At 56.7% G+C, this 21362-nt stretch carries 15 protein-coding genes; 3 read left to right on the forward strand and 12 right to left on the reverse strand.

Translation table 11 applies throughout. The annotated features are described in order from the left end of the window. The first annotated feature begins 198 nt into the window (after positions 1–198). A complete protein-coding gene (gene queD / locus IBT54_RS20160) occupies positions 199–558 on the forward strand; it encodes a 6-carboxytetrahydropterin synthase QueD (protein WP_013358878.1) in 360 nt (119 codons plus the stop codon). 91 nt (positions 559–649) lie between these two features. Here queD and queE read toward each other — a convergent pair whose 3' ends face one another. The 6 genes from queE to rlmD all read right to left on the reverse strand — a co-directional run bounded on the left by queE (position 650) and on the right by rlmD (position 9226). Then, positions 650–1321: a 7-carboxy-7-deazaguanine synthase QueE gene (gene queE / locus IBT54_RS20165; RefSeq protein WP_107320067.1), complete on the reverse strand. Its 672-nt coding sequence runs from the start codon at positions 1319–1321 to the stop codon at positions 650–652. Positions 1322–1470: 149 nt separating this feature from the next. Beyond that, positions 1471–2766, reverse strand: coding sequence for a phosphopyruvate hydratase (gene eno, locus IBT54_RS20170; RefSeq protein WP_013358880.1), 1296 nt, complete (start codon positions 2764–2766; stop codon positions 1471–1473). Between the two features lie 76 nt (positions 2767–2842). Beyond that, positions 2843–4480, reverse strand: a complete 1638-nt coding sequence (pyrG, locus tag IBT54_RS20175; protein ID WP_013358881.1) for a glutamine hydrolyzing CTP synthase — start codon at positions 4478–4480, stop codon at positions 2843–2845. A gap of 230 nt (positions 4481–4710) precedes the next feature. Then, positions 4711–5499 (reverse strand): nucleoside triphosphate pyrophosphohydrolase, encoded by a 789-nt coding sequence (gene mazG, locus IBT54_RS20180; RefSeq protein WP_095706748.1) that lies wholly within the window; start codon positions 5497–5499, stop codon positions 4711–4713. Positions 5500–5648: 149 nt separating this feature from the next. Then, positions 5649–7880, reverse strand: a complete 2232-nt coding sequence (gene relA, locus IBT54_RS20185) for a GTP diphosphokinase (RefSeq protein ID WP_201252819.1) — start codon at positions 7878–7880, stop codon at positions 5649–5651. A gap of 29 nt (positions 7881–7909) precedes the next feature. Continuing rightward, positions 7910–9226, reverse strand: coding sequence for a 23S rRNA (uracil(1939)-C(5))-methyltransferase RlmD (rlmD, locus tag IBT54_RS20190; protein ID WP_201252820.1), 1317 nt, complete (start codon positions 9224–9226; stop codon positions 7910–7912). A gap of 93 nt (positions 9227–9319) precedes the next feature. Here rlmD and barA point away from each other — a divergent pair, with 93 nt between their 5' ends. Next, the gene (barA, locus tag IBT54_RS20195) at positions 9320–12055 is read left to right on the forward strand and encodes a two-component sensor histidine kinase BarA (RefSeq protein WP_013358885.1); all 2736 of its coding nucleotides are present in this window, start codon (positions 9320–9322) and stop codon (positions 12053–12055) included. Positions 12056–12230: 175 nt separating this feature from the next. On the opposite strand, the gene IBT54_RS20200 is transcribed toward barA, so the two are convergent. From IBT54_RS20200 to IBT54_RS20225, 6 genes are all read right to left on the reverse strand, one after another. Continuing rightward, positions 12231–13370 (reverse strand): glycerate kinase, encoded by a 1140-nt coding sequence (locus IBT54_RS20200; RefSeq protein ID WP_013358886.1) that lies wholly within the window; start codon positions 13368–13370, stop codon positions 12231–12233. 73 nt (positions 13371–13443) lie between these two features. After that, positions 13444–14328, reverse strand: coding sequence for a 2-hydroxy-3-oxopropionate reductase (gene garR, locus IBT54_RS20205; RefSeq protein WP_013358887.1), 885 nt, complete (start codon positions 14326–14328; stop codon positions 13444–13446). A gap of 19 nt (positions 14329–14347) precedes the next feature. Beyond that, positions 14348–15118, reverse strand: a complete 771-nt coding sequence (gene garL, locus IBT54_RS20210; protein ID WP_013358888.1) for a 2-dehydro-3-deoxyglucarate aldolase — start codon at positions 15116–15118, stop codon at positions 14348–14350. A gap of 45 nt (positions 15119–15163) precedes the next feature. Continuing rightward, positions 15164–16495 carry a glucarate dehydratase gene (gene gudD / locus IBT54_RS20215; RefSeq protein WP_201252821.1) on the reverse strand — a complete coding sequence of 444 codons (1332 nt, stop codon included), beginning with the start codon at positions 16493–16495 and terminating at the stop codon, positions 15164–15166. A 10-nt stretch (positions 16496–16505) separates the two neighbouring features. After that, complete coding sequence (locus tag IBT54_RS20220) at positions 16506–17852, reverse strand: enolase C-terminal domain-like protein (RefSeq protein WP_201252822.1); 1347 nt, start codon at positions 17850–17852, stop codon at positions 16506–16508. Further along, positions 17849–19210 (reverse strand): MFS transporter, encoded by a 1362-nt coding sequence (locus IBT54_RS20225; protein WP_201252823.1) that lies wholly within the window; start codon positions 19208–19210, stop codon positions 17849–17851. Before IBT54_RS20225 ends, IBT54_RS20220 begins: the two co-directional genes overlap by 4 nt. Before the next feature lie 565 nt (positions 19211–19775). On the opposite strand from IBT54_RS20225, the gene garD reads away from it, so the two are divergent. Beyond that, positions 19776–21335, forward strand: a complete 1560-nt coding sequence (gene garD, locus IBT54_RS20230; protein WP_201252824.1) for a galactarate dehydratase — start codon at positions 19776–19778, stop codon at positions 21333–21335. Positions 21336–21362 lie beyond the last annotated feature (27 nt).

Raw genomic sequence — 21362 nt, forward strand, 5'->3', positions numbered from 1 at the left:
ATCAAATAACCAAAATGACTAAGTGGTTTTCCTGGTAGAGGTAATCGTTAAAACTGGTAAGTAAACGGGTGATTTATCAGTTAATTAGCTGGACACGATCCGGCAATCGGATGTGAAAGTATCGCTTTGTGCGGCGCGGGTGCGAAAAAAGCGGTAATCAGGTAGAATTCAGCGGTTTTTTAATGTCTGAGAACCATTATGTCTACCACCTTGTTTAAAGAGTTCCAGTTCGAAGCCGCGCACCATCTTCCGAATGTGCCGGCCGGACACAAATGTGGCCGTCTGCACGGTCATTCGTTCCTGGTTCGTCTGGAGATTACCGGCGAAGTGGATGCGCATACCGGCTGGGTTATGGATTTTGCTGAACTGAAGGCGGCGTTTAAGCCTCTGTACAATCGGCTGGACCACTACTATCTGAATGATATTCCTGGCCTGGAAAATCCCACCAGCGAAGTGCTGGCAAAATGGATCTGGGATCAGATGAAGCCGCAACTGCCGCTGTTAAGCGCGGTCATGATCAAAGAAACCTGCACCGCAGGCTGCGTTTACCGCGGCTAAGCCTGTCGGATCGAGCCTTTCGATCCGACGCTGTTTCGCTTCCATCCCGCATCAAGCCCCTTCCCTGTGGTTAACCGCTCAGCACACTCTATCAGGCGATATTGAGATATTTGTGGGTCTGCATCGACAGACGCCAGTTACGTGCAATGCAGGTCTCAATGCAGAGTCGGGTAGCATCGTCTTTACGACTGATAGGCTGCAGAGCGATGATTCGGGCTTTGGTGTCGTCAATCCCCGCCAGCAGCCCATCCAGTGCGTCCACATCACGCTGACGTGCCACCGGATGTTTAATTTCATCGGCCCGACTCAGCGCCTGGGGCAGCACATCGTAGCCGCCGCGCATGTTGACCTTCGGCGAGACGGTGACCCAGGTCTGCTCAGAACAGTGGATCTCGTGAGTGCCGCTGGTCTCAATCTGGCACTGGAAACCGTGCTGTTCCAGAATCGTGGTTAACGGACGCAGGTCGTAAATCGCCGGTTCACCACCGGTGATCACCACATGACGCGCCGTCCAGCCCTGCTGTTCGATGCTACGAAGCAGTGTGACGGCATCGGCATCGCCCCAGGCGTCGCTCTCCACCGTTTTGATCAAAATATCACCCAGAGACGTTTCCCGATCTGCCCGCTTTTCCCAGGTGTGTTTGGTATCGCACCAGCTACAGCCCACCGGGCAGCCCTGCAGGCGGATGAAAATGGCAGGCACGCCGGTGTAATAACCTTCGCCCTGCAGTGTCTGGAACATTTCGTTAATCGGGTAGAACATTTTTTACTCGCCTGGATAAATCGGGGCGCTGATTATGCCAGCGTGTGTCGCACAACAACAGCTGCGTGACACGAAAAAGCAAAAGCCCCGCACAAGGCGGGGCTTTCAGCGTATGCGATGCCGCTTAATGCGCCATCAGCACAGGGTCATTACTGACCTTTAACTTCTTTCAGACCGTTGAATGGCGCTTTAGAACCCAGCGCTTCTTCGATACGGATCAGCTGGTTGTACTTAGCAACACGGTCAGAACGGCTCATTGAACCGGTTTTGATCTGGCCCGCTGCAGTACCTACCGCCAGGTCAGCGATGGTTGCATCTTCAGTTTCGCCTGAACGGTGAGAGATCACGGCAGTGTAGCCCGCGTCTTTCGCCATTTTGATCGCAGCCAGGGTTTCGGTCAGAGAACCGATCTGGTTGAATTTGATCAGAATGGAGTTAGCGATACCTTTATCGATACCTTCCTTCAGGATTTTGGTGTTGGTTACGAACAGGTCGTCACCCACCAGCTGGATTTTGTCGCCCAGTACTTTGGTCTGGTAAGCGAAGCCGTCCCAGTCAGATTCATCCAGGCCATCTTCGATAGAGACGATCGGATACTGTTTAGTCAGATCTTCCAGGAAGTGGGTGAACTCTTCAGAGGTGAACGCTTTACCGCCTTCACCGGCCAGAACGTATTTGCCATCTTTGTAGAACTCAGATGCCGCACAGTCCATCGCCAGGGTGATGTCTTTGCCCAGCTCGTAGCCTGCTGCTTTTACCGCTTCAGCGATAACTGCCAGCGCTTCGGCGTTGGAACCCAGGTTAGGCGCGTAGCCGCCTTCGTCACCCACTGCCGTGCTCATGCCTTTGCTTTTCAGCACTTTTGCCAGGTTGTGGAATACTTCAGAACCCATACGGATAGCTTCTTTAACGTTAGAAGCGCCAACCGGCTGGATCATGAATTCCTGGATGTCGACGTTGTTGTCGGCATGTTCGCCGCCGTTGATGATGTTCATCATAGGCAGTGGCATAGAGTATTTGCCTGGGGTGCCGTTCAGCTCAGCGATGTGCTCATACAGCGCCTGACCTTTAGAAGCTGCCGCTGCTTTAGCCGCTGCCAGTGAAACAGCCAGAATGGCGTTAGCACCGAAGTTAGATTTGTTCTCAGTACCGTCCAGGTCGATCATGATCTTATCGATGTTCGCCTGATCTTTCGCGTCTTTGCCTTTTACCGCTTCAGCAATCGGACCGTTTACTGCAGCAACGGCTTTGGTTACGCCTTTGCCCAGGAAACGTGATTTGTCACCGTCACGCAGTTCCAGCGCTTCGCGTGAACCGGTAGAGGCACCTGATGGTGCAGCTGCCAGGCCTACAAAACCGCCTTCCAGATGCACTTCAGCTTCAACAGTCGGGTTACCACGTGAGTCGATAATTTCGCGACCGATGACTTTTACGATTTTGGACATTACGATTTTCCTCAGTACAAGTTAGTCAATCCTAAGACAGACAACGCGCGAAAAGTTCGCGCGTTGTCTGTGAAACTTACTTCGCTAAACGCTTCTGATGCTCATGCGCGGCTTTAACAAAGCCGGCAAACAACGGATGGCCGTCGCGTGGGGTCGAGGTAAACTCAGGGTGGAACTGGCAGGCCACAAACCACGGATGGTTCGGGATCTCGATAATCTCAACCAGTTGATCATCACCCGAGCGACCTGCTACGCGCAGACCGGCTGCTTCAATCTGCTTTAACAGCATATTGTTTACTTCATAGCGGTGGCGATGGCGCTCAACGATGGTGTCAGAGCCGTAGAGCTGGCGAACCTGGCTGCCCGGCGTTAACTGACACTGCTGGCTGCCCAGACGCATGGTGCCGCCCAGATCGCTCTGCTCGCTGCGGACTTCGACGTTGCCTTCTTCGTCACGCCATTCGGTGATTAATGCCACCACCGGGTATTTACAGTCTGGCACAAATTCAGTGGAGTTGGCGCCCGGCATGCCCGCGACATTGCGCGCGAACTCCATCAGCGCGACCTGCATGCCCAGACAGATGCCGAGGTACGGCACGTTGTTTTCACGTGCGTACTGGGCGGTCATCAGCTTGCCTTCCACACCACGGTAGCCGAAGCCGCCTGGGATCAGAATCGCATCCAGATCTTTCAGTAATTCGACACCGCGGGATTCAACATCCTGCGAATCGATCAGTTTGATGTTCACGGTGACGCGATTTTTCAGGCCACCATGTTTCAGCGCTTCGATGACGGACTTATAGGCATCCGGCAGCTCAACATACTTGCCCACCATACCGATGGTGACTTCACCACCCGGATTGGCTTCTTCGTAGATTACCTGCTCCCACTCGGCCAGGTTGGCTTCCGGTGCATTCAGGTTGAAGCGCTTGCAGATGTAGTCATCCAGGCCCTGCGATTTCAGCATGCCAGGAATCTTGTAGATGGAATCCACGTCTTTCAGCGAGATAACCGCTTTTTCAGGGACGTTACAGAACAGCGCTATTTTGGCACGTTCGTTGGCCGGAACGGCACGATCAGAACGGCAAATCAGCACGTCTGGCTGGATACCAATCGACAGCAGCTCTTTTACGGAATGCTGAGTCGGTTTGGTTTTCACTTCACCGGCCGCCGCCATGTAAGGCACCAGCGTCAGGTGCATATACATGGTGTGTTCGCGGCCCACATCCACGGCCATCTGGCGAATCGCTTCCAGGAACGGCAGTGATTCGATATCCCCTACTGTGCCGCCGATTTCGACCAGCACTACATCATGACCTTCACCGCCTTCAATAATGCGTTCTTTGATGGCGTTGGTGATGTGCGGGATAACCTGAATGGTTGCGCCCAGATAGTCGCCACGGCGCTCTTTGCGCAGGACTTCTGAGTAGATACGGCCGGTGGTGAAGTTGTTACGGCGCGACATTTTGGTGCGGATGAAGCGCTCGTAGTGACCCAGATCGAGATCGGTTTCAGCGCCGTCATCAGTGACGAAAACTTCGCCGTGCTGGGTCGGGCTCATGGTGCCTGGATCCACGTTGATATACGGGTCCAGCTTCATGATGGTCACGTTCAGACCACGAGCTTCGAGAATGGCTGCGAGGGAGGCGGCGGCAATGCCTTTACCCAGAGAGGAAACGACCCCGCCGGTCACAAAAATATAATTCGTTGTCATGCTGAACCTGAGAGTTTAGGTTTAAAGACGGTGGAATAACCAGGACGGGAAAACAGTATACTGGAAACCGCTATCAGCCACAATTGATGAATCACAGCCATCCTCCAACGCATTGCTGCGTCCTAACATAACGGATAGCTGCCAATGAAATGTTGATGTGCGTCACAAAGTTGTACCCACGCTGAAACGAGTAAGCATATCTGGCGACTTTATGCACAGCGCTGGAATAATCAGCGCTTCTCGCCCTGTTTCACCTGCTGCCAGGCCGCTTCCATCTGCTCCAGTGTGGCACCCGGCATGCTTAACCCCTGTGCTGCGATGATTGCCTCGACTTCACGGAACCGGCGCTCGAACTTGTCATTCGCCTTTTGCAGCGCCGTTTCCGCTTTGCTGCCAAGATGACGCGACAGGTTAACCGTGGCAAACAGCAGGTCGCCAATCTCCTCTTCCAGCTTTTCGCCGTCCACCACGCTCTGCTGCGCCTCGTGCATCACTTCATCAATCTCTTCATGCACTTTTGCCACTACCGGCCCCAGCGTGGTCCAGTCGAATCCCACATTGTGACAGCGCTTCTGAATCTTATGGGCACGCATCAGTGCGGGCAGCGCTTTAGGAATGTCATCCAGCGCCGAATGCTGGGCTTTATCAGCCCGCTCGGCGGTTTTAATCGCTTCCCAGTTTTTCAGCACGTCATTGCTGGTTTCTGCCGTGGCATCGCCAAAAATGTGCGGATGACGGCGCTCCAGCTTGTCACTGATGGCGTGACAGATATCCTCAAAATTAAAGCGACTCTGTTCGCTGGCCATCTGCGCGTAGAACACCACCTGAAACAGCAGATCGCCTAGTTCGCCGCGCAGATCGTCAAAATCTTCGCGCTGGATGGCGTCCAGCACTTCATAGGTCTCTTCCAGCGTATAGGGCGCGATAGAGGTGAAGGTCTGTTCACGGTCCCACGGGCAGCCATGTTGGGGATCGCGCAGAGTTTTCATGATGCCAAGCAGGCGCTCAATAGCGTTCATTCAGACGGGTCCTTGAGTAGTCAGGTGACAGGCAGCGGGCAAGGAGGCGAGGCGTATAACAGTGCCGGACGGGGTGAACCGCGTCCGGCACGCTCAGGTACCGCAGAAAACGCCCGCGCAACCTCCGGTTGCCGCACTGCAGCTGAATATCAGTGCAGGCGGCGGGCGTCAATAATATCAGAGACCTGGTTCAGGCGCGCCAGGACACGTCCCAGTACCTGATGGTTGTAGATCTCAATATCCATGTCGATGGTCGCCAGCTGCTTTTTAGTGTCGCTGCGGCTTGAGACGCCCAGTACATTCACTTTCTCGTTGGCAAGAATGGTGGTGATGTCACGCAGCAAGCCGCTGCGATCGTTGGCGGTGACGCGCACCACCAGCGAGTAACCGCTGGAGTAGCTCTCGCCCCATACGGCATCGACGATACGTTCCGGCGCATGTGAAATCAGTTCAGAGAGCTGGTCGCAGTCGGCGCGGTGAATGGAGATGCCGCGCCCCTGAGTGATGAAGCCGACAATATCATCGCCCGGAATCGGCTGACAGCAACGGGCAATGTGGTGCATCAGATTGCCCACACCCTCGACGACCACGCGCCCACTCTCTTTGCGTGCAGGCTGCGAGTACGATTTCTGGGTCAGCTGCCGCAGCGCTTCGCGATCTTCCTCTTCAGCACTCGGCTTGTTCAGCTTCACCTGCAGGAAGTTAACCATCTGGTTAAGACGAATATCGCCGCCGCCAATCGCCGCCAGCAGCTCTTCCAGTGAGGTCACGTTGTAGCGCGGCAGCAGCAGTTTCTCTGCTTCGCGCAGGCTGATATCAAGCTGATTCAGTTCGTTATCCAGAATCTGCCGTCCGGCGATAATGTTCTTGTCGCGATCCTGCTTGCGGAACCAGTTGTGGATCTTTGAGCGTCCACGGCTGGTCGTGATATAGCCCAGATTCGGGTTGAGCCAGTCGCGGCTCGGGTTCGGCTGTTTCTGGGTAATCACTTCGACCTGATCGCCCATCTGCAGCTGATAGGTGAACGGCACGATGCGACCACCGATTTTTGCACCGATGCAGCGGTGACCGATATCACTGTGAATATGATAGGCAAAGTCGAGCGGCGTCGAACCGGCCGGCAGATCCACCACGTCACCTTTCGGGGTAAAGACGTAAACCCGGTCGTCGAACACCTGGCTACGGACCTCTTCCAGCAGCTCGCCGGAGTCAGCCATCTCTTCCTGCCAGCTAATCAGCTTACGCAGCCAGGCGATACGCTCTTCGTGACCTGCTGCGCCGCGCGCGCTGCTGGAGGTTGGCCCCTCTTTATATTTCCAGTGCGCCGCCACGCCCAGCTCGGCATCTTCATGCATCTGGCGGGTACGGATCTGGATCTCCACCGTTTTGCCCTGCGGCCCTAACACAACCGTATGAATCGACTGATAGCCGTTGGGTTTTGGGTTAGCGACGTAGTCATCGAATTCGCTGGGCAGATGACGATAGAGGGTATGCACCGTGCCCAGCGCGCCGTAACAATCCTGCAGGCGATCCGCCACGATGCGCACCGCACGCACGTCAAACAGCTCATCGAAGGCCAGCGATTTTTTCTGCATCTTGCGCCAGATGCTGTAGATGTGTTTCGGACGTCCGTAGACTTCGGCGCGCACGCCCTCTTTAACCATCTCTTTGCGCAGATTGTTAACGAAGTTATCGATGTACTGCTCACGATCGATGCGACGCTCATGCAATAATTTAGCAATGCGCTTATATTCGTCGGGATGCAGATAGCGGAAGCAGTAATCTTCCAGCTCCCATTTGAGCTGTCCAATACCGAGACGGTTGGCCAGGGGCGCATAGATGTTGGTGCTCTCTTTGGCGGCCAGCACCCGCTCATCTTCCGGCGCATCTTTCATTTCGCGCAGGTTCATGATGCGTTCGGCCAGCTTGAGCACCACGCAGCGGAAATCTTCCACCATCGCCAGCAGCATGCGGCGGACGTTATCAACCTGTTCAGAGGCCATGGAGTCGTTGTGGATCGCTTTCAGCTGGCGGATGGCGTCCATATCGCGCACGCCGTGAACCAGCGAGACGATGCCTTTACCGACGGCGGTTTCCAGCTCCTCTTCACTCACCACTTCATCGTTAGCCAGCGGGAAAATCAGCGCCGCACACAGGCTTTCAATATCCATGCTGAGCATGGAGAGGATTTCCACCATCTCGATACCGCGCCACAGGAGCAGCGACTGATCGGGATGGCCCTGCGTCTGCGCTTCGCAGTAGCGCCAGGTCTCAGCAACGCGTTGACAGGATTGCGGGTTGGCAATACCGAGACTGGCGATCCACTGGTCGAGGGCGAAATCCCCCTCAGTATTTAAATGCGCACTTCTGACCGCAACCATAACCTCTCCTGCACAACGACATTCATCGCTTATGTTTTTCTGAACAGCACCATGGATTCGAGATGACGGGTATGTGGGAACATATCCAGCATCGCGACCCTTTCCAATTGGTAGCCTGCCGACAGCAATGTCTGGCTGTCGCGGGCGAGTGTTGTGGGATTACACGAAACATAGACCACGCGTTCTGGTGCAAGTTTAACCACATGCGCCATGACGCCCGCAGCCCCGGCGCGTGCCGGATCGAGTAATACCTTGTTAAATCCCTGTGCCGCCCACGGCTGGCGCGACACCTCTTCTTCCAGATTATGCTGAAAGAAACTGACATTTTTAAGATTATTCAAATCAGCATTATACGCTGCCTGCCGCACTAATGCTGCAATCCCCTCCACACCAACTACATTTTGTACGAAGATTCCTACAGGAAGTGTGAAGTTTCCCATGCCGCAAAACAGATCCAGCACCCGGTCTTCCGGCTGCAGGTCGAGCCAGGCGATCGCCTTCGCGACCATCTGCTGATTAACGGCATCGTTAACCTGGATAAAATCCTGTGGGCTGAAGGTGAGCTTAAGTTGGTGCGAGTGATAAAACGGCACCGACTCACTCAACGCCGTCAGTTTTTCTTCCCCCGCATCCAGGAACAGCATCAGCTGATGCTTATGCGAAAACTGTTCCAGTTTTTCACGATCATCGGCATGCAGCGCATCAAGATGGCGCAGAATCATCAGCGGGCCGTTATCCGCCAGCACCAGTTCCACATGTCCGAGACGCCTGACGGCGCGCAACGCACTGAGGCACTGGTGCAGCGGAACCAGTAACGCTTCAAGTTCGGGCGCTAAAATGGGGCAGTGCTGAATATCGACCAGATCGTTGCTGGCTTCCTGGCGGAAGCCCATCTGTAAGCGTTGCGCTTTATTTTGCCATTGCAGACCCAGACGGGCGCGACGGCGGTAGCCCCAGGGCTGACCGGCAATCACCTCATCTACCGCCACGTTCTGTGCTGCGGCCCTGCTCAGCATCCGGCTCAGCGCCTGGGCTTTGCTCTGCTGTTGCAGCGCCACATCCGCATGCTGCTGCTGACAGCCACCGCAGCGTTCATAGTGCGGGCAGCGCGGCGTAACGCGGTCCGGACTGCGGCTAATCAGTCGTGTCACTTTCGCCCGGGCAAATTGACGTTTATCCTCTGTCAGTACGACCTTCGCCTGTTCACCCGGCAGAGCACCCGTGACAAAAAGGGTTTTGCCCTTGTGACGCGCCACGCCCTGTCCGAACGGATCGAGCTCATCAATGGTGACGGTGATCCGTTGTTGCGTCGTCACGCGCTGTTTTGCAACGTAAAATTGCGCCATAGTGTTATTCATTCTCTTTATCGAAAACGGCCTGCATCGTTTTGTCGACCGCATGCACAGGGACGTTAATGCCGGAGTAGCCAGGCGACTATTATGACCAAATACAGCCTGCGGGCGCGAATGATGATTTTAATCCTGGCACCCACGCTGATGGTTGGCCTGCTGCTCAGCTCATTTTTTGTTGTGCACCGCTACAACGAACTGCAGCGCCAGGTGATCGATGCCGGGGCTAACATCATCGAACCACTGGCAATCTCCAGCGAATACAGCATGACCTGGCACAATCGGGATGCCATGCGTGAGCTGGTCAGCCTGCTGCACCGCCGCCACTCCGGCATCGTCCGGGCCATCTCGGTGTTTGATAATCATAATCAGCTCTATGTCACCTCGAACCACAAGCAAAACCTCAGCCTGCTGCAACAGGATGATATCCGCGCCCTGCCTGACGATGTCTCAATGGAGCGCCACGGCAGCCTATTAATTCTGCGCACGCCGATTACCTCCGAGCGTTACGATGTAGACGAATTACCGGATGAAGATGCCAAGCCCGCGGGCAATCCGCTGGGCTATGTGGCGATTGAACTGGATCTGCAGTCGGTGCGCCTGCAGCAGTACAAAGAGGTGTTTGTTGCCACGCTGATGCTGCTCTTTTGCCTCTGTCTTGCCATGCTGTTTGCTTATCGTCTGATGCGCGATGTTACCGGCCCGATCCGCAATATGGTCACCACCGTTGACCGCATCCGTCGCGGCCAGCTCGACAGCCGCGTTGAGGGCTACATGCTGGGTGAACTCAACATTCTGAAAAACGGCATTAACGCGATGGCGATGTCGCTGACCGCCTATCACGAAGAGATGCAGCACAATATCGACCAGGCAACCTACGATTTAAGAGAGACGCTGGAACAGCTGGAAATTCAGAACGTTGAACTGGATCTGGCGAAGAAACGCGCGCAGGAAGCCGCGCGTATCAAATCTGAGTTTCTGGCCAATATGTCGCATGAACTGCGAACGCCGCTCAATGGCGTGCTGGGCTTTACCCGGCAGATGCTGAAAACCCAGCTACGCACTACCCAGCGTGACTATATGCAAACCATTGAACGCTCCGCTAACAACCTGCTCAGTATTATCAACGACGTGCTCGATTTTTCGAAGCTGGAAGCGGGCAAGCTGATGCTGGAGGCGATCCCCTTCCCGCTGCGCGCCACGCTGGATGAAACCCTGGTGCTGCTGGCGCCGTCGGCGCATGAAAAGGGGCTGGAGCTGACGGTGGTGTGTGACAGCAGCGTGCCGGACAACGTGATTGGCGATGCGCTGCGACTGCAACAGATTCTGATCAACCTGATTGGTAACGCCATCAAGTTTACTGAGAAAGGATACATCGGCCTGCGCGTCGGACAGCGGGTGATTACCCAGTCGCGCGTCGAGCTGGAGATTCAGGTTGAGGATAGCGGTATCGGTATCTCTGAGCAGCAACAGACACAGCTGTTCCAGGCGTTTCGTCAGGCTGATGCCAGCATTTCGCGGCGTCATGGTGGCACCGGGCTGGGTCTGGTCATCACCCAGAAGCTGGTGCGGGAGATGGGGGGGGAAATTACCTTCAGCAGCCAGCCGGATCAGGGTTCGACCTTTATGATTCGCGTGCAGCTGGATCTCAATCCCAATGCGCCCGGTATGCCCCGCGTGCTGGAAACGCTGTCCCAGGCGCGTATTGCTTATGTGGAAGCGGATGCTAACGTTGCCAGCGCCGCGCTGGAGATGCTGAGCGCCACCCCATTGCAGATCGACTACAGTGAAACGCTGGAGGGATTGAAAGCGTCTCACTATCCGCTACTCCTGATGGCGATGCCGGTCGGTATCAGCCAGCCTGAACTGCTTAATGAGCGCCTGATCAATGGGCTGCTGGATCGGGCAGACAACGTGCTGATGGCCCTTCCCAGCCCGATGATGTTGCTGGCTGATGAACTAAAGGTACGCGGCATTGACGGCTGCATCGCTAAACCGATCTCTCTGACGCGGCTTCTGCCGATGTTACTGGATATCCATACCCGCCAGGTCAGCGAACTGCCGCTGTCACCGCGACTGCCGCTGACGGTGATGGCGGTGGATGATAATCCCGCCAACCTCAAGCTGATTGGCGCGCTGCTGGAGGAGCAGGTGCAGAATATCCTGCTGTGCAGCAGCGCCGAACACGCCATCCGCGAAGCGCGTCAGCAGTCGCTGGATGTGATTCTGATGGATATTCAGATGCCTGAGATTGATGGCATTCGCGCCAGCGAAATTATCCGGGGTCTGCCGCATCACGCAAATACACCGATTGTGGCGGTGACCGCACATGCGATTGATGGCGAGCGTGAACAGCTGATCAAAGCGGGTATGAATGACTATCTTGCTAAGCCGATTGATGAGAGCAAGCTGAGACAGCTGCTGGCGCGCTATACGCCGCCGCCGGTGGTCTCCCTGCCGGAACTGCAGCCAATATTACCGACGCTGGACTGGCAGCTGGCGCTGCGTCAGGCGGCGAACAAACCCGAGCTGGCGCGCGATCTGCTACGAATGCTGCTGGAGTTTTTACCGGAAGTGCATGCGAAGATGGCGCAGTTTATGACGACCAATGAGGTCAACGCCCTGCGTGAAATTATTCACAAGCTGCACGGCAGTGCCAGCTATAGCGGCGTGCCGCGCATGAAGCAACTTTGTCATCAGCTGGAACGGGGGCTGCTGGAGGCCAGTGATATCGCCGCGCTGGAGCCGGAACTGCTGGAGCTGCAGGATGAGATGGAGAACGTCGCCAGAGAAGCCCGGCGACTGTTAGGGTTCGGGGAAGTCTGACCGGCCTGCTGCCACGCCAGCTATATGCGCAAACGCTAACCGGCAGGTGCTTTAGCTTCCGCTGACGCACACCTGCCGCCGAAGTCACGGACTGATGCCGTAAAACTATGCCTGACCACCTGCATCACCCTCTACAGATCACGGCCCGCATTGCATGGCCGGATAGTCCTGACGGTCAGTGGAATCCGGCCAGTTTCAGCGTCGCGGCTACGTTACGCGCCGTCATCTCGACATTCTTTCCGGCATTCGCGAGTGCCTCATCCAGCGTACAGATGCTGTAGAGCACGCTGAATACCGCATCAATCCCGTGGTGATGTACGACGCCGACATCCGCCGTCAGGCTTCCGGCGATGCCAATCACCGGCTTGTTAAAGCGCTTTGCCACGCTGGCGACTCCAATCGGCACCTTGCCATTAATACTCTGGCTGTCGATACGCCCTTCACCGGTAATCACCAGGTCCGCATCTTTGACCTCTTCAGCCAGCCCCAGCGCCTCAGTAACAATCTCAATGCCGCGCCGCAGCTCCGCCTGACAGAAGGCGTGCAGCGCCGCGCCCATGCCGCCCGCTGCGCCGCCGCCGGGAATATGCAGCACATCGATATCAAGATCGCGGTGAATAATCGCGGCGTAATGGGCCAGCGCCTGATCGAGCTGCTGCACCAGCGCCGGGGTCGCCCCTTTCTGCGGACCGAAAATGGCCGATGCGCCCTCTTTGCCGGTCAGCGGATTGGTCACGTCACAGGCCACTTCGATGCGGCACTGATGGATACGGGCATCCAGGGCGTCAATATCAATGCTGGCGAGGTCAGAGAGCGCGCCGCCACCGTGACCAATCTCGCTGCCCTGGGCGTCGAGCAATCGGGCGCCCAGCGCCTGCATCATCCCGGCACCGCCATCGTTGGTGGCGCTGCCGCCGATACCAATAATGATGTGAGCAACGCCTTTATCCAGTGCATTCCTGATCAACTCGCCGGTGCCAAACGACGTCGTTATCAGCGGGTCACGCTGTGAAGCGGGCACCCGCTCCAGTCCGCTGGCCGCCGCCATTTCGATATAGGCGGTACGTTCATCTCCCGACAGACCGTAAAAGGCATCAACCTGCGTGCCTAACGGACCTGTCACCTTCAACCTGACGATCTTTCCCTTCGTCGCCGCCACCATCGCTTCTACCGTGCCTTCGCCACCGTCGGCGACCGGTATTTTCACGTAATGCGCATCGGGGAAAATGTCACGGAAACCCGCTTCAATCGCCGATGCCACATCCAGGGCGGATAAACTCTCTTTATATGAATCCGGTGCGATTACGATTTTCATAGGCAATCCGAGCGCAGTTGAGTAATTGAAACGGCTCTTAACCAGTCCGGTTTCAGGAAACCGGCACCGGGTTTTAGCGGGCGATTTCAACCTTCGCTAACTTCTCATAATAGCAGGCCAGCGCACTGTGGTCGGCAGTACCCTGACCCTCGTTGCGCAGCGCCTGCATCATCTCCATCACCGCCGCCGTCAGCGGCAGATGCGCGCCGATGCTGTGCGAGGTATCCAGCGCGTTCGCCAGATCTTTGATATGCAGGTCGATACGAAAGCCCGGTTTGAAGTTGCGGTCCATCACCATCGGCGCTTTGGCATCCAGTACCGTGCTGCCCGCCAGGCCACCGCGAATTGCCTGATAAACCAGATCCGGATTCACACCCGCTTTCGTCGCCAGCGACAGCGCCTCGGACATGGCCGCAATGTTCAGCGCCACAATCACCTGGTTTGCCAGTTTGGTGACGTTACCTGCACCGATGTCGCCGGTATGCACGACCGATCCCGCCATTGATTTCATGATGTCGTAGCAGGCATCGAACACCGCTTTATCGCCACCGACCATCACAGAGAGCGTGCCTTCAATCGCTTTAGGTTCGCCGCCGCTGACCGGCGCATCCAGCATTTTGATGCCTTTTTCTGCCAGCGCATCATGGACTTCACGGCTCGCCAGCGGCGCAATCGAACTCATGTCGATCACCACCAGGCCCGGCTTCGCCCCTTCGACAATGCCATTTTTACCCAGGCAGACCTCGATCACCTGCGGCGAGTTAGGCACCATGGTAATCACCACGTCGCACTGTTCCGCCACCTCTTTAGGCGATTTCGCTACGGTCGCGCCCAGTTCCGTCAGCTCCGCTTCGTTTTCGGCGTTGTGATCGCGTACCACCAGCGAATAACCGGCTTTCACCAGATTTTTACTCATGGGTTTGCCCATAATGCCCAGGCCAATAAATCCAATTTTCATTGCGTTTCTCCTTGATCGATTAGCGCTTAAATTTGTCGCATAACGCCTGCGAGGCGTTGCGGAACATTCCGACATCGCTGCCGACGGCCACAAAGGTGGCTCCCCACTCCAGATAGCGACGCGCGTCCGCTTCCACCGGCGCCAGAATGCCGCTCGGCTTACCGGCCGCTTTGGCACGTTCAAAAATGTGTTTAATCACTTTCAGCACTTCAGGATGCGCAGGCTGGCCGAGATAGCCCAGCGCAGCGGAAAGATCGCCCGGCCCGACGAAAATACCGTCGACGCCATCCACCGCCGCGATGGCGTCAATGTTGTCGACCGCCTGCTGGGTTTCGATCTGCACCAGCACCGTGATGTTGTCATTAATGGTGCTGTTGTAATCCGGCAACGTGCCGTACATGTTGCTGCGGTGCGACACCGAGACACCGCGAATCCCGGCGGGCGGATAGCGGGTTGAGGCGACGGCACGCAGAGCTTCTTCTTCGGTTTCGACAAACGGCACCAGGAAGTTGTTAAAGCCGATATCCAGCAGACGCTTAATGATCACCGGCTCGTTGCAGGGCGGACGCACCACGGGGGCACTGTGGCTGCCTTTCAGCGCCATCAGCTGCGGCACAAAGGTCGTGATGTCGTTGGGCGCGTGTTCGCCATCCAGTACCAGCCAGTCGAAACCGGCCAGCCCCAGGATTTCAGTTGAGATCGGACTGGCCAGCGCACACCAGCTGCCAATCAGGGTGTCGCCCGCTAACAGGCGACGACGAAATCCATTGGGCCAGGCTGCATTACTCATGGTTGAACTCCTGTGACGGTGGCTCCGCGGCGGGAGCCAGAAAGGTTAACGTACCAGGCACGGGCGTTTATTGTCGAAAGTCCATCCCGGCACTAAAAATTGCATCGCTTCAGCATCGTCACGCGCGCCCAGCCCCTGCTTCTGATAGAGCGCATTGGCCTGCATCACCTGATCCATATCCAGCTCTACGCCAAGACCCGGCTTCTGCGGCACCTGCACCATGCCGCCTTTAATCTGGAACGGCTCTTTGGTCAGGCGCTGATTGCCCTCCTGCCAGATCCAGTGGGTATCAATGGCGGTGATCGCGCCCGGTGCGGCGGCGGCAACATGGGTGAACATGGCCAGCGAAATGTCGAAGTGGTTATTGGAGTGCGAACCCCAGGTCAGGCCGAAGTCGTGACACATCTGCGCCACGCGCACCGAACCCTGCATGGTCCAGAAGTGCGGATCGGCCAGCGGAATGTCCACCGACTGCAGCGACAGGGTATGCCCCATCTGCCGCCAGTCGGTGGCGATCATATTGGTGGCGGTGGGCATGCCGGTCGCACGGCGGAACTCCGCCATCACTTCACGCCCTGAGTAGCTCTGCTCTGCGCCACAGGGATCTTCTGCGTAGGCCAGCACATCTTTGAGCTGTTTGCCGAGCATGATCGCCTCGTTGAGTGACCAGGCCCCGTTGGGGTCGAGGGTAATGCGAGCTTCAGGAAAACGTTTTGCCAGCGCCGTAACCGCTTCGGCCTCTTCACCGCCGCGCAGCACGCCACCTTTAAGTTTGAAGTCGTTAAAACCATATTTCTCATAGGCCGCTTCCGCCAGACGCACTACCGCATCCGGCGTTAACGCCTCTTCGTGGCGCAGGCGATACCAGTCGCACGGATCATTCTGCTGGTTCTGATAAGAGAGCGAGGTTTTAGTGCGGTCGCCGATGTAGAACAGGTAACCGAGCATCTCAACACGGTCACGCTGCTGCCCGTCACCCAGCAGCGAGGCGACGTTGACGCCCAGGTGCTGACCCAGCAGATCAAGCAGCGCCGCTTCGATGCCGGTTACCACATGAATCGTGGTGCGCAGATCAAAGGTCTGGTTGCCGCGGCCACTCGCATCGCGGTCAGCAAAAGTACTGCGCACCAGACTGAGGGTATTTTTGTACTCACCCAGCGTTTTGCCGATCACCAGCGAGGCGGCATCTTCCAGCGTCTGACGGATTTTCTCGCCGCCCGGAATTTCACCGACGCCGGTATGTCCGGCGTTATCTTTGATAATCACAATGTTGCGGGTAAAGAATGGCGAGTGAGCGCCACTGAGGTTCAGCAGCATGCTGTCATAGCCTGCGACCGGAATAACCTGCATGGCGGTCACTTTCGGTGTTGAACTCATCTCCTGCTCCTTATGCTGTTTCCCGGCCGAATGCCGGGCGCTTGCGATCAAAAGTCCAGCCGGGGATCAGATACTGCATCGCCGTCGCGTCGTTACGTGCACCGGCGGGCAGTGACTGATAAAGCTGATTGGCTTTGTTTACCTGGTCCCAGTCGAGCTCAATGCCCAGACCCGGGGCATCCGGTACGGCGATTTTTCCATTGCGGATTTGCAGCGGATTTTTCGTCAGGCGCTGATCGCCCTCCTGCCAGATCCAGTGGGTATCAATCGCGGTGGGATTACCCGGCGCCGCCGCACCCACATGGGTGAACATCGCCAGGGAAATATCGAAGTGATTATTGGAGTGGCAACCCCAGGTGAGGCCCCACTCATCGCACAGCTGGGCGACCCGCACGGCACCGCTCAGCGTCCAGAAGTGCGGATCCGCCAGCGGAATATCGACCGCATTCAGCATCACCGCGTGGTTCATCTCGCGCCAGTTGGTGGCGATCATGTTGGTGGCGACCGGCAGGCCGGTGGCGCGCCGGAACTCGGCCATGACTTCACGGCCCGAATATCCCTGCTCTGCGCCGCAGGGATCTTCGGCGTAGCTCAGCACATCCTGCATCCCTTTACACAGCGCTATCGCCTCATCCAGCAGCCAGGCCCCATTGGGATCGACTGTGATACGGGCGTCGGGAAAGCGCTGCTTGAGCGCTGCCGCCGTGGCGATCTCCTGCTCACCCGGCAGCACGCCACCTTTGAGTTTGAAATCTTTAAAGCCGTACCTATCCTGTGCCGCCTCAGCCAGCCGCACCACGGCATCGCTGCTTAGCGCTTCCTGATGGCGCAGGTGATACCAGTCGTGACTGGCCTGCTCACCAGTGAGATAGGGCAGATCGGTTTTGCGCCGATCGCCGAGATAGAACAGATAGCCCAGCACCGTCACTTCATCACGCTGTTTGCCCGGCCCCAGCAGCTCAGCCACCGGGACGCCCAGACACTGTCCCAGCAGATCGAGCAGCGCCGCTTCGAGCGCGGCCACCGCATTGACGCGCAGCTCAAAAGTCCAGGCACCGTTGCCAAAAGTGGTGAAGTCAGCCGACTGATTCCCCTTATGTACCTGCTGCACCAGACGGTTCATGCGGGCAATCTGCTGGCCTAAAACCCGAGGAATCGCCTCCACCAGCGTCTGATAGATGGTGTCACCGCCGGGCGCTTCACCCACGCCGGTGTGGCCGGCGCTGTCGGTGAGGATCACAATGTTGCGGGTAAAACAGGCGTTGTGGGCACCGCCAATATTAAGCAGCATGCTGTCGTAACCGGCGACCGGGATAACCCGCATCTCCGTGATTACCGGGGAACTTTGCGTATTCATGATGCATCCTTACCGTGCCAGGATTTCAGTTCGACACGTTTGATATCACCGGCAATCACCAGGAAGCTGAATGCCGCAACAAAGGCATGAATGCCGACATAGACCAGTGCACCTTCAAAGGAACCACTGGTGGCGATGATGTAGCCGATAGCAATGGGGGTCACGATGCCGGAGAAGTTACCGAACATGTTAAACAGGCCGCCGCTGAGTCCGCTGATCTCTTTCGGTGCGGTATCCGCCATCACCGCCCAGCCCAGCGCACCAATGCCTTTACCAAAGAACGCCAGTGCCATAAAGAACACCACCACCCATTCGGTCTCGGTGTAGTTACACATCACCATCGAAATAGAGAGCAGCATGCCGAGCACGATCGGCGTTTTACGCGCGATATTCAGCGAGCCGGTTTTACGCATCAGCCAGTCGGAGATGACTCCGCCCAGCACGCCGCCCAGGAAGCCGCACACTGCCGGAATCGAAGCAATAAAGCCCGCTTTGAGAATCGACATGCCGCGCGCCTGCACCAGATAGACCGGGAACCAGGTGATGAAGAAGTAGGTTAAGGCGTTAACACAGTACTGACCGAGGTAGATACCCAGCATCATGCGTGACGTCAGCAGCTGCTTAATCTGGAACCACTTCTCGCTCCAGCTCACCTTGCGGGTATCTTTTTTGACATCCATGTTGATCAGCGCGCCGCCCTGCTCCATGTACTCCAGTTCAGCTTTGTTCACGCCGGGGTGATCGGTGGGATCGTGGATCACTTTCAGCCAGATAAAGCTGAGGATGATGCCCAGGCCGCCCATGAACCAGAATACGTGCGCCCAGCCCACTTCAGAGACCAGCCAGCCCATGATGGGTGCAAAGATCACGGTGGCGAAGTATTGCGCCGAGTTAAAGATCGCCACTGCCGTGCCGCGCTCCTGCGCCGGGAACCAGGCGGCTACAATCCGGCTGTTGCCTGGGAAGGAAGGCGCTTCAGCCAGACCCACCAGGAAACGCAGGATAAACAGCGACATGATGATGCCGAAGCCGCTGAACAGATCGACAAAGCCCTGCAGCAGGGTAAACAGCGACCAGGTAAAGATGCTCCAGAAGTAGACGCGTTTTGAGCCAAAACGATCGAGCAGCCAGCCGCCCGGAATCTGGCCAATAACGTACGCCCATGAGAAGGCAGAGAAGATATAGCCCAGTCCGACCGAATCGAGGCCGATATCTTTGGACATCGCGGAACCGGCAATCGAGATGGTTGCGCGGTCACCGTAGTTGAATGAGGTGACGATAAATAACATCACCACAATCCAGTAGCGGGCATTGGTGCGCTTCTGCACCGTTTCCGCGGTCTGGCTGAAACTATTCATGATGCACTCCTGAAATATAGCGTGAGCTACATTCGCTCTGACTGCATACACATCGCGTTGGGTATCAGAGAGAAGTTGGGTTAAACACGGCGATCTTTTTGTTGTGGCAAACCTTTATTTATCCATCTGCGAGGTGGCAGCCAATGCGCTTCTGCGACCTCTGCGGATGAGTAATACGTCGTGACAGATAACCTGACTTTGGCTAACGGAACCCAGTATAAGAACAGCCTGAAGCGAGCACATTGGCACATCGCCCTGGAATAATGCCCGTGCAGAAGTGATTGTGTGGCGGATGCACAAAACCCTGCGGGATGGCTCACGAAAGCGGCAAATAACCGAGCAATAACCGCCTCAGGTAACGCTTTCCCCCGCTGTTTGTGAGGCTCTTCACTTGCTTCTGGATAATCGCCCCAAATCGATAAGGCGAATTGTCTCAATGGTGGTCATTTGCACAATGCGCGCCTTGCTCCGCCTCCCTATACTGAAGCTGGCAAACAAACGTGTGACAGGTCAGAACATTACAGCGTGCCGCACAAGTACGGCACGACAGACGGGAAGGTGAGCGATGTACCCCAAAACAGATGAACAACCGCTCTATATCAAAGTCCATGAGCACGACAATGTGGCGATAGTGGTTAACAGCCTGGGCCTGCCGGCTGGCACGCAGTTTGCGGATGGCCTGACACTCACGGAGCATGTGCCACAGGGTCACAAAGTCGCGCTGCGCGCGATTAACCAGGGTGCAGAGATCGTGCGTTACGGCGAAGTCATCGGCTATGCATTACGGGATATTGCCCAGGGCAGCTGGATTGATGAGTCGCTGGTCGCGTTGCCGGAAGCGCCTCCGCTGGCGAGTCTGCCGTTAGCCACGCAGGTTCCGCCTGAATTGCCGCCGCTGGAAGGCTATACCTTTGAAGGTTATCGCAATGCGGATGGCAGCGTCGGCACGCGTAACCTGCTCGGCATCACCACCAGCGTCCACTGCGTGGCCGGTGTGGTGGATCATGTCGTACAGATCATTGAACGGGATTTACTGCCGCGCTACCCGAATGTGGATGGCGTGGTCGCGCTCAATCACCTTTATGGCTGCGGCGTGGCGATTAATGCACCCGCGGCGGTGGTGCCGATTCGCACCATTCATAACCTGGCGCTGAATGCCAATTTCGGTGGCGAAGTGATGATCGTCAGCCTGGGCTGTGAGAAGTTACAGCCGGAGCGTCTGCTGACCGGCACGCCCGACGTGCAGGCGATTTCGCTGGACGATCATGACATTGTGCGCCTGCAGGATGAGAGGCTGGTCGGTTTTGGGGCGATGGTAAAAGAGATTCTGCAGGTAGCGGAGCGCCATCTCCAGCGGCTGAATCAGCGCCAGCGCGAAACCTGTTCTGCTGCAGAACTGATTGTCGGCATGCAGTGCGGTGGCAGCGATGCATTCTCAGGCGTAACGGCGAATCCGGCGGTGGGCTTCGCCTCTGATTTGCTGGTGCGCTGCGGTGCGACGGTGATGTTTTCGGAAGTCACTGAAGTGCGTGATGCGATTCACCTGCTGACGCCGCGGGTGATTAATCAGGAAGTCGGTAAGCGCTTACTGGAGGAGATGGCCTGGTATGACAACTACCTCGACCAGGGCCAGACCGATCGCAGCGCGAATCCGTCGCCGGGCAATAAAAAAGGCGGTCTGGCGAACGTGGTGGAAAAAGCGTTGGGGTCGATCGCCAAATCGGGGCGCAGCGCCATTGTCGAAGTGCTCTCGCCCGGTCAGCGACCTACGCGACGTGGCCTGATCTACGCGGCGACGCCCGCCAGCGATTTTGTCTGCGGTACGCAGCAGCTGGCATCCGGTATCACGCTACAGGTGTTTACTACCGGCCGCGGAACGCCCTACGGTCTGGCTGCGATTCCGGTCATCAAGATGGCAACGCGCAATGCGCTGGCAGAGCGCTGGCACGATCTGATGGATATTAATGCCGGCACGATTGCGACCGGTGAAGAGAGTATTGAGCAGGTGGGCTGGCGATTGTTTGAGTTGATTCTGGACATTGCCAGTGGCAGGAAGCAGACCTGGTCCGATCGCTGGGGCATCCGTAATCAGCTGGCGGTGTTTAACCCGGCACCGGTGACCTGATATCACACGCCAGGCTTATCCTTATGC

The organism is Pantoea sp. S62, assembly GCF_016658625.1.
GTDB classification, from domain to species: domain Bacteria; phylum Pseudomonadota; class Gammaproteobacteria; order Enterobacterales; family Enterobacteriaceae; genus Pantoea; species Pantoea vagans.

Excerpts from the sequence above, each read along its gene's own strand:
- pyrG (WP_013358881.1), bottom strand. The coding sequence starts at position 4,480 with ATGACAACGAATTATATTTTTGTGACCGGCGGGGTCGTTTCCTCTCTG.
- IBT54_RS20225 (WP_201252823.1), bottom strand. The coding sequence starts at position 19,210 with ATGAATAGTTTCAGCCAGACCGCGGAAACGGTGCAGAAGCGCACCAAT.
- garR (WP_013358887.1), bottom strand. The coding sequence starts at position 14,328 with ATGAAAATTGGATTTATTGGCCTGGGCATTATGGGCAAACCCATGAGT.
- relA (WP_201252819.1), bottom strand. The coding sequence starts at position 7,880 with ATGGTTGCGGTCAGAAGTGCGCATTTAAATACTGAGGGGGATTTCGCC.
- queD (WP_013358878.1), top strand. The coding sequence starts at position 199 with ATGTCTACCACCTTGTTTAAAGAGTTCCAGTTCGAAGCCGCGCACCAT.
- IBT54_RS20220 (WP_201252822.1), bottom strand. The coding sequence starts at position 17,852 with ATGAATACGCAAAGTTCCCCGGTAATCACGGAGATGCGGGTTATCCCG.
- mazG (WP_095706748.1), bottom strand. The coding sequence starts at position 5,499 with ATGAACGCTATTGAGCGCCTGCTTGGCATCATGAAAACTCTGCGCGAT.
- queE (WP_107320067.1), bottom strand. The coding sequence starts at position 1,321 with ATGTTCTACCCGATTAACGAAATGTTCCAGACACTGCAGGGCGAAGGT.
- barA (WP_013358885.1), top strand. The coding sequence starts at position 9,320 with ATGACCAAATACAGCCTGCGGGCGCGAATGATGATTTTAATCCTGGCA.
- IBT54_RS20200 (WP_013358886.1), bottom strand. The coding sequence starts at position 13,370 with ATGAAAATCGTAATCGCACCGGATTCATATAAAGAGAGTTTATCCGCC.
- garD (WP_201252824.1), top strand. The coding sequence starts at position 19,776 with ATGTACCCCAAAACAGATGAACAACCGCTCTATATCAAAGTCCATGAG.
- garL (WP_013358888.1), bottom strand. The coding sequence starts at position 15,118 with ATGAGTAATGCAGCCTGGCCCAATGGATTTCGTCGTCGCCTGTTAGCG.
- gudD (WP_201252821.1), bottom strand. The coding sequence starts at position 16,495 with ATGAGTTCAACACCGAAAGTGACCGCCATGCAGGTTATTCCGGTCGCA.
- eno (WP_013358880.1), bottom strand. The coding sequence starts at position 2,766 with ATGTCCAAAATCGTAAAAGTCATCGGTCGCGAAATTATCGACTCACGT.
- rlmD (WP_201252820.1), bottom strand. The coding sequence starts at position 9,226 with ATGGCGCAATTTTACGTTGCAAAACAGCGCGTGACGACGCAACAACGG.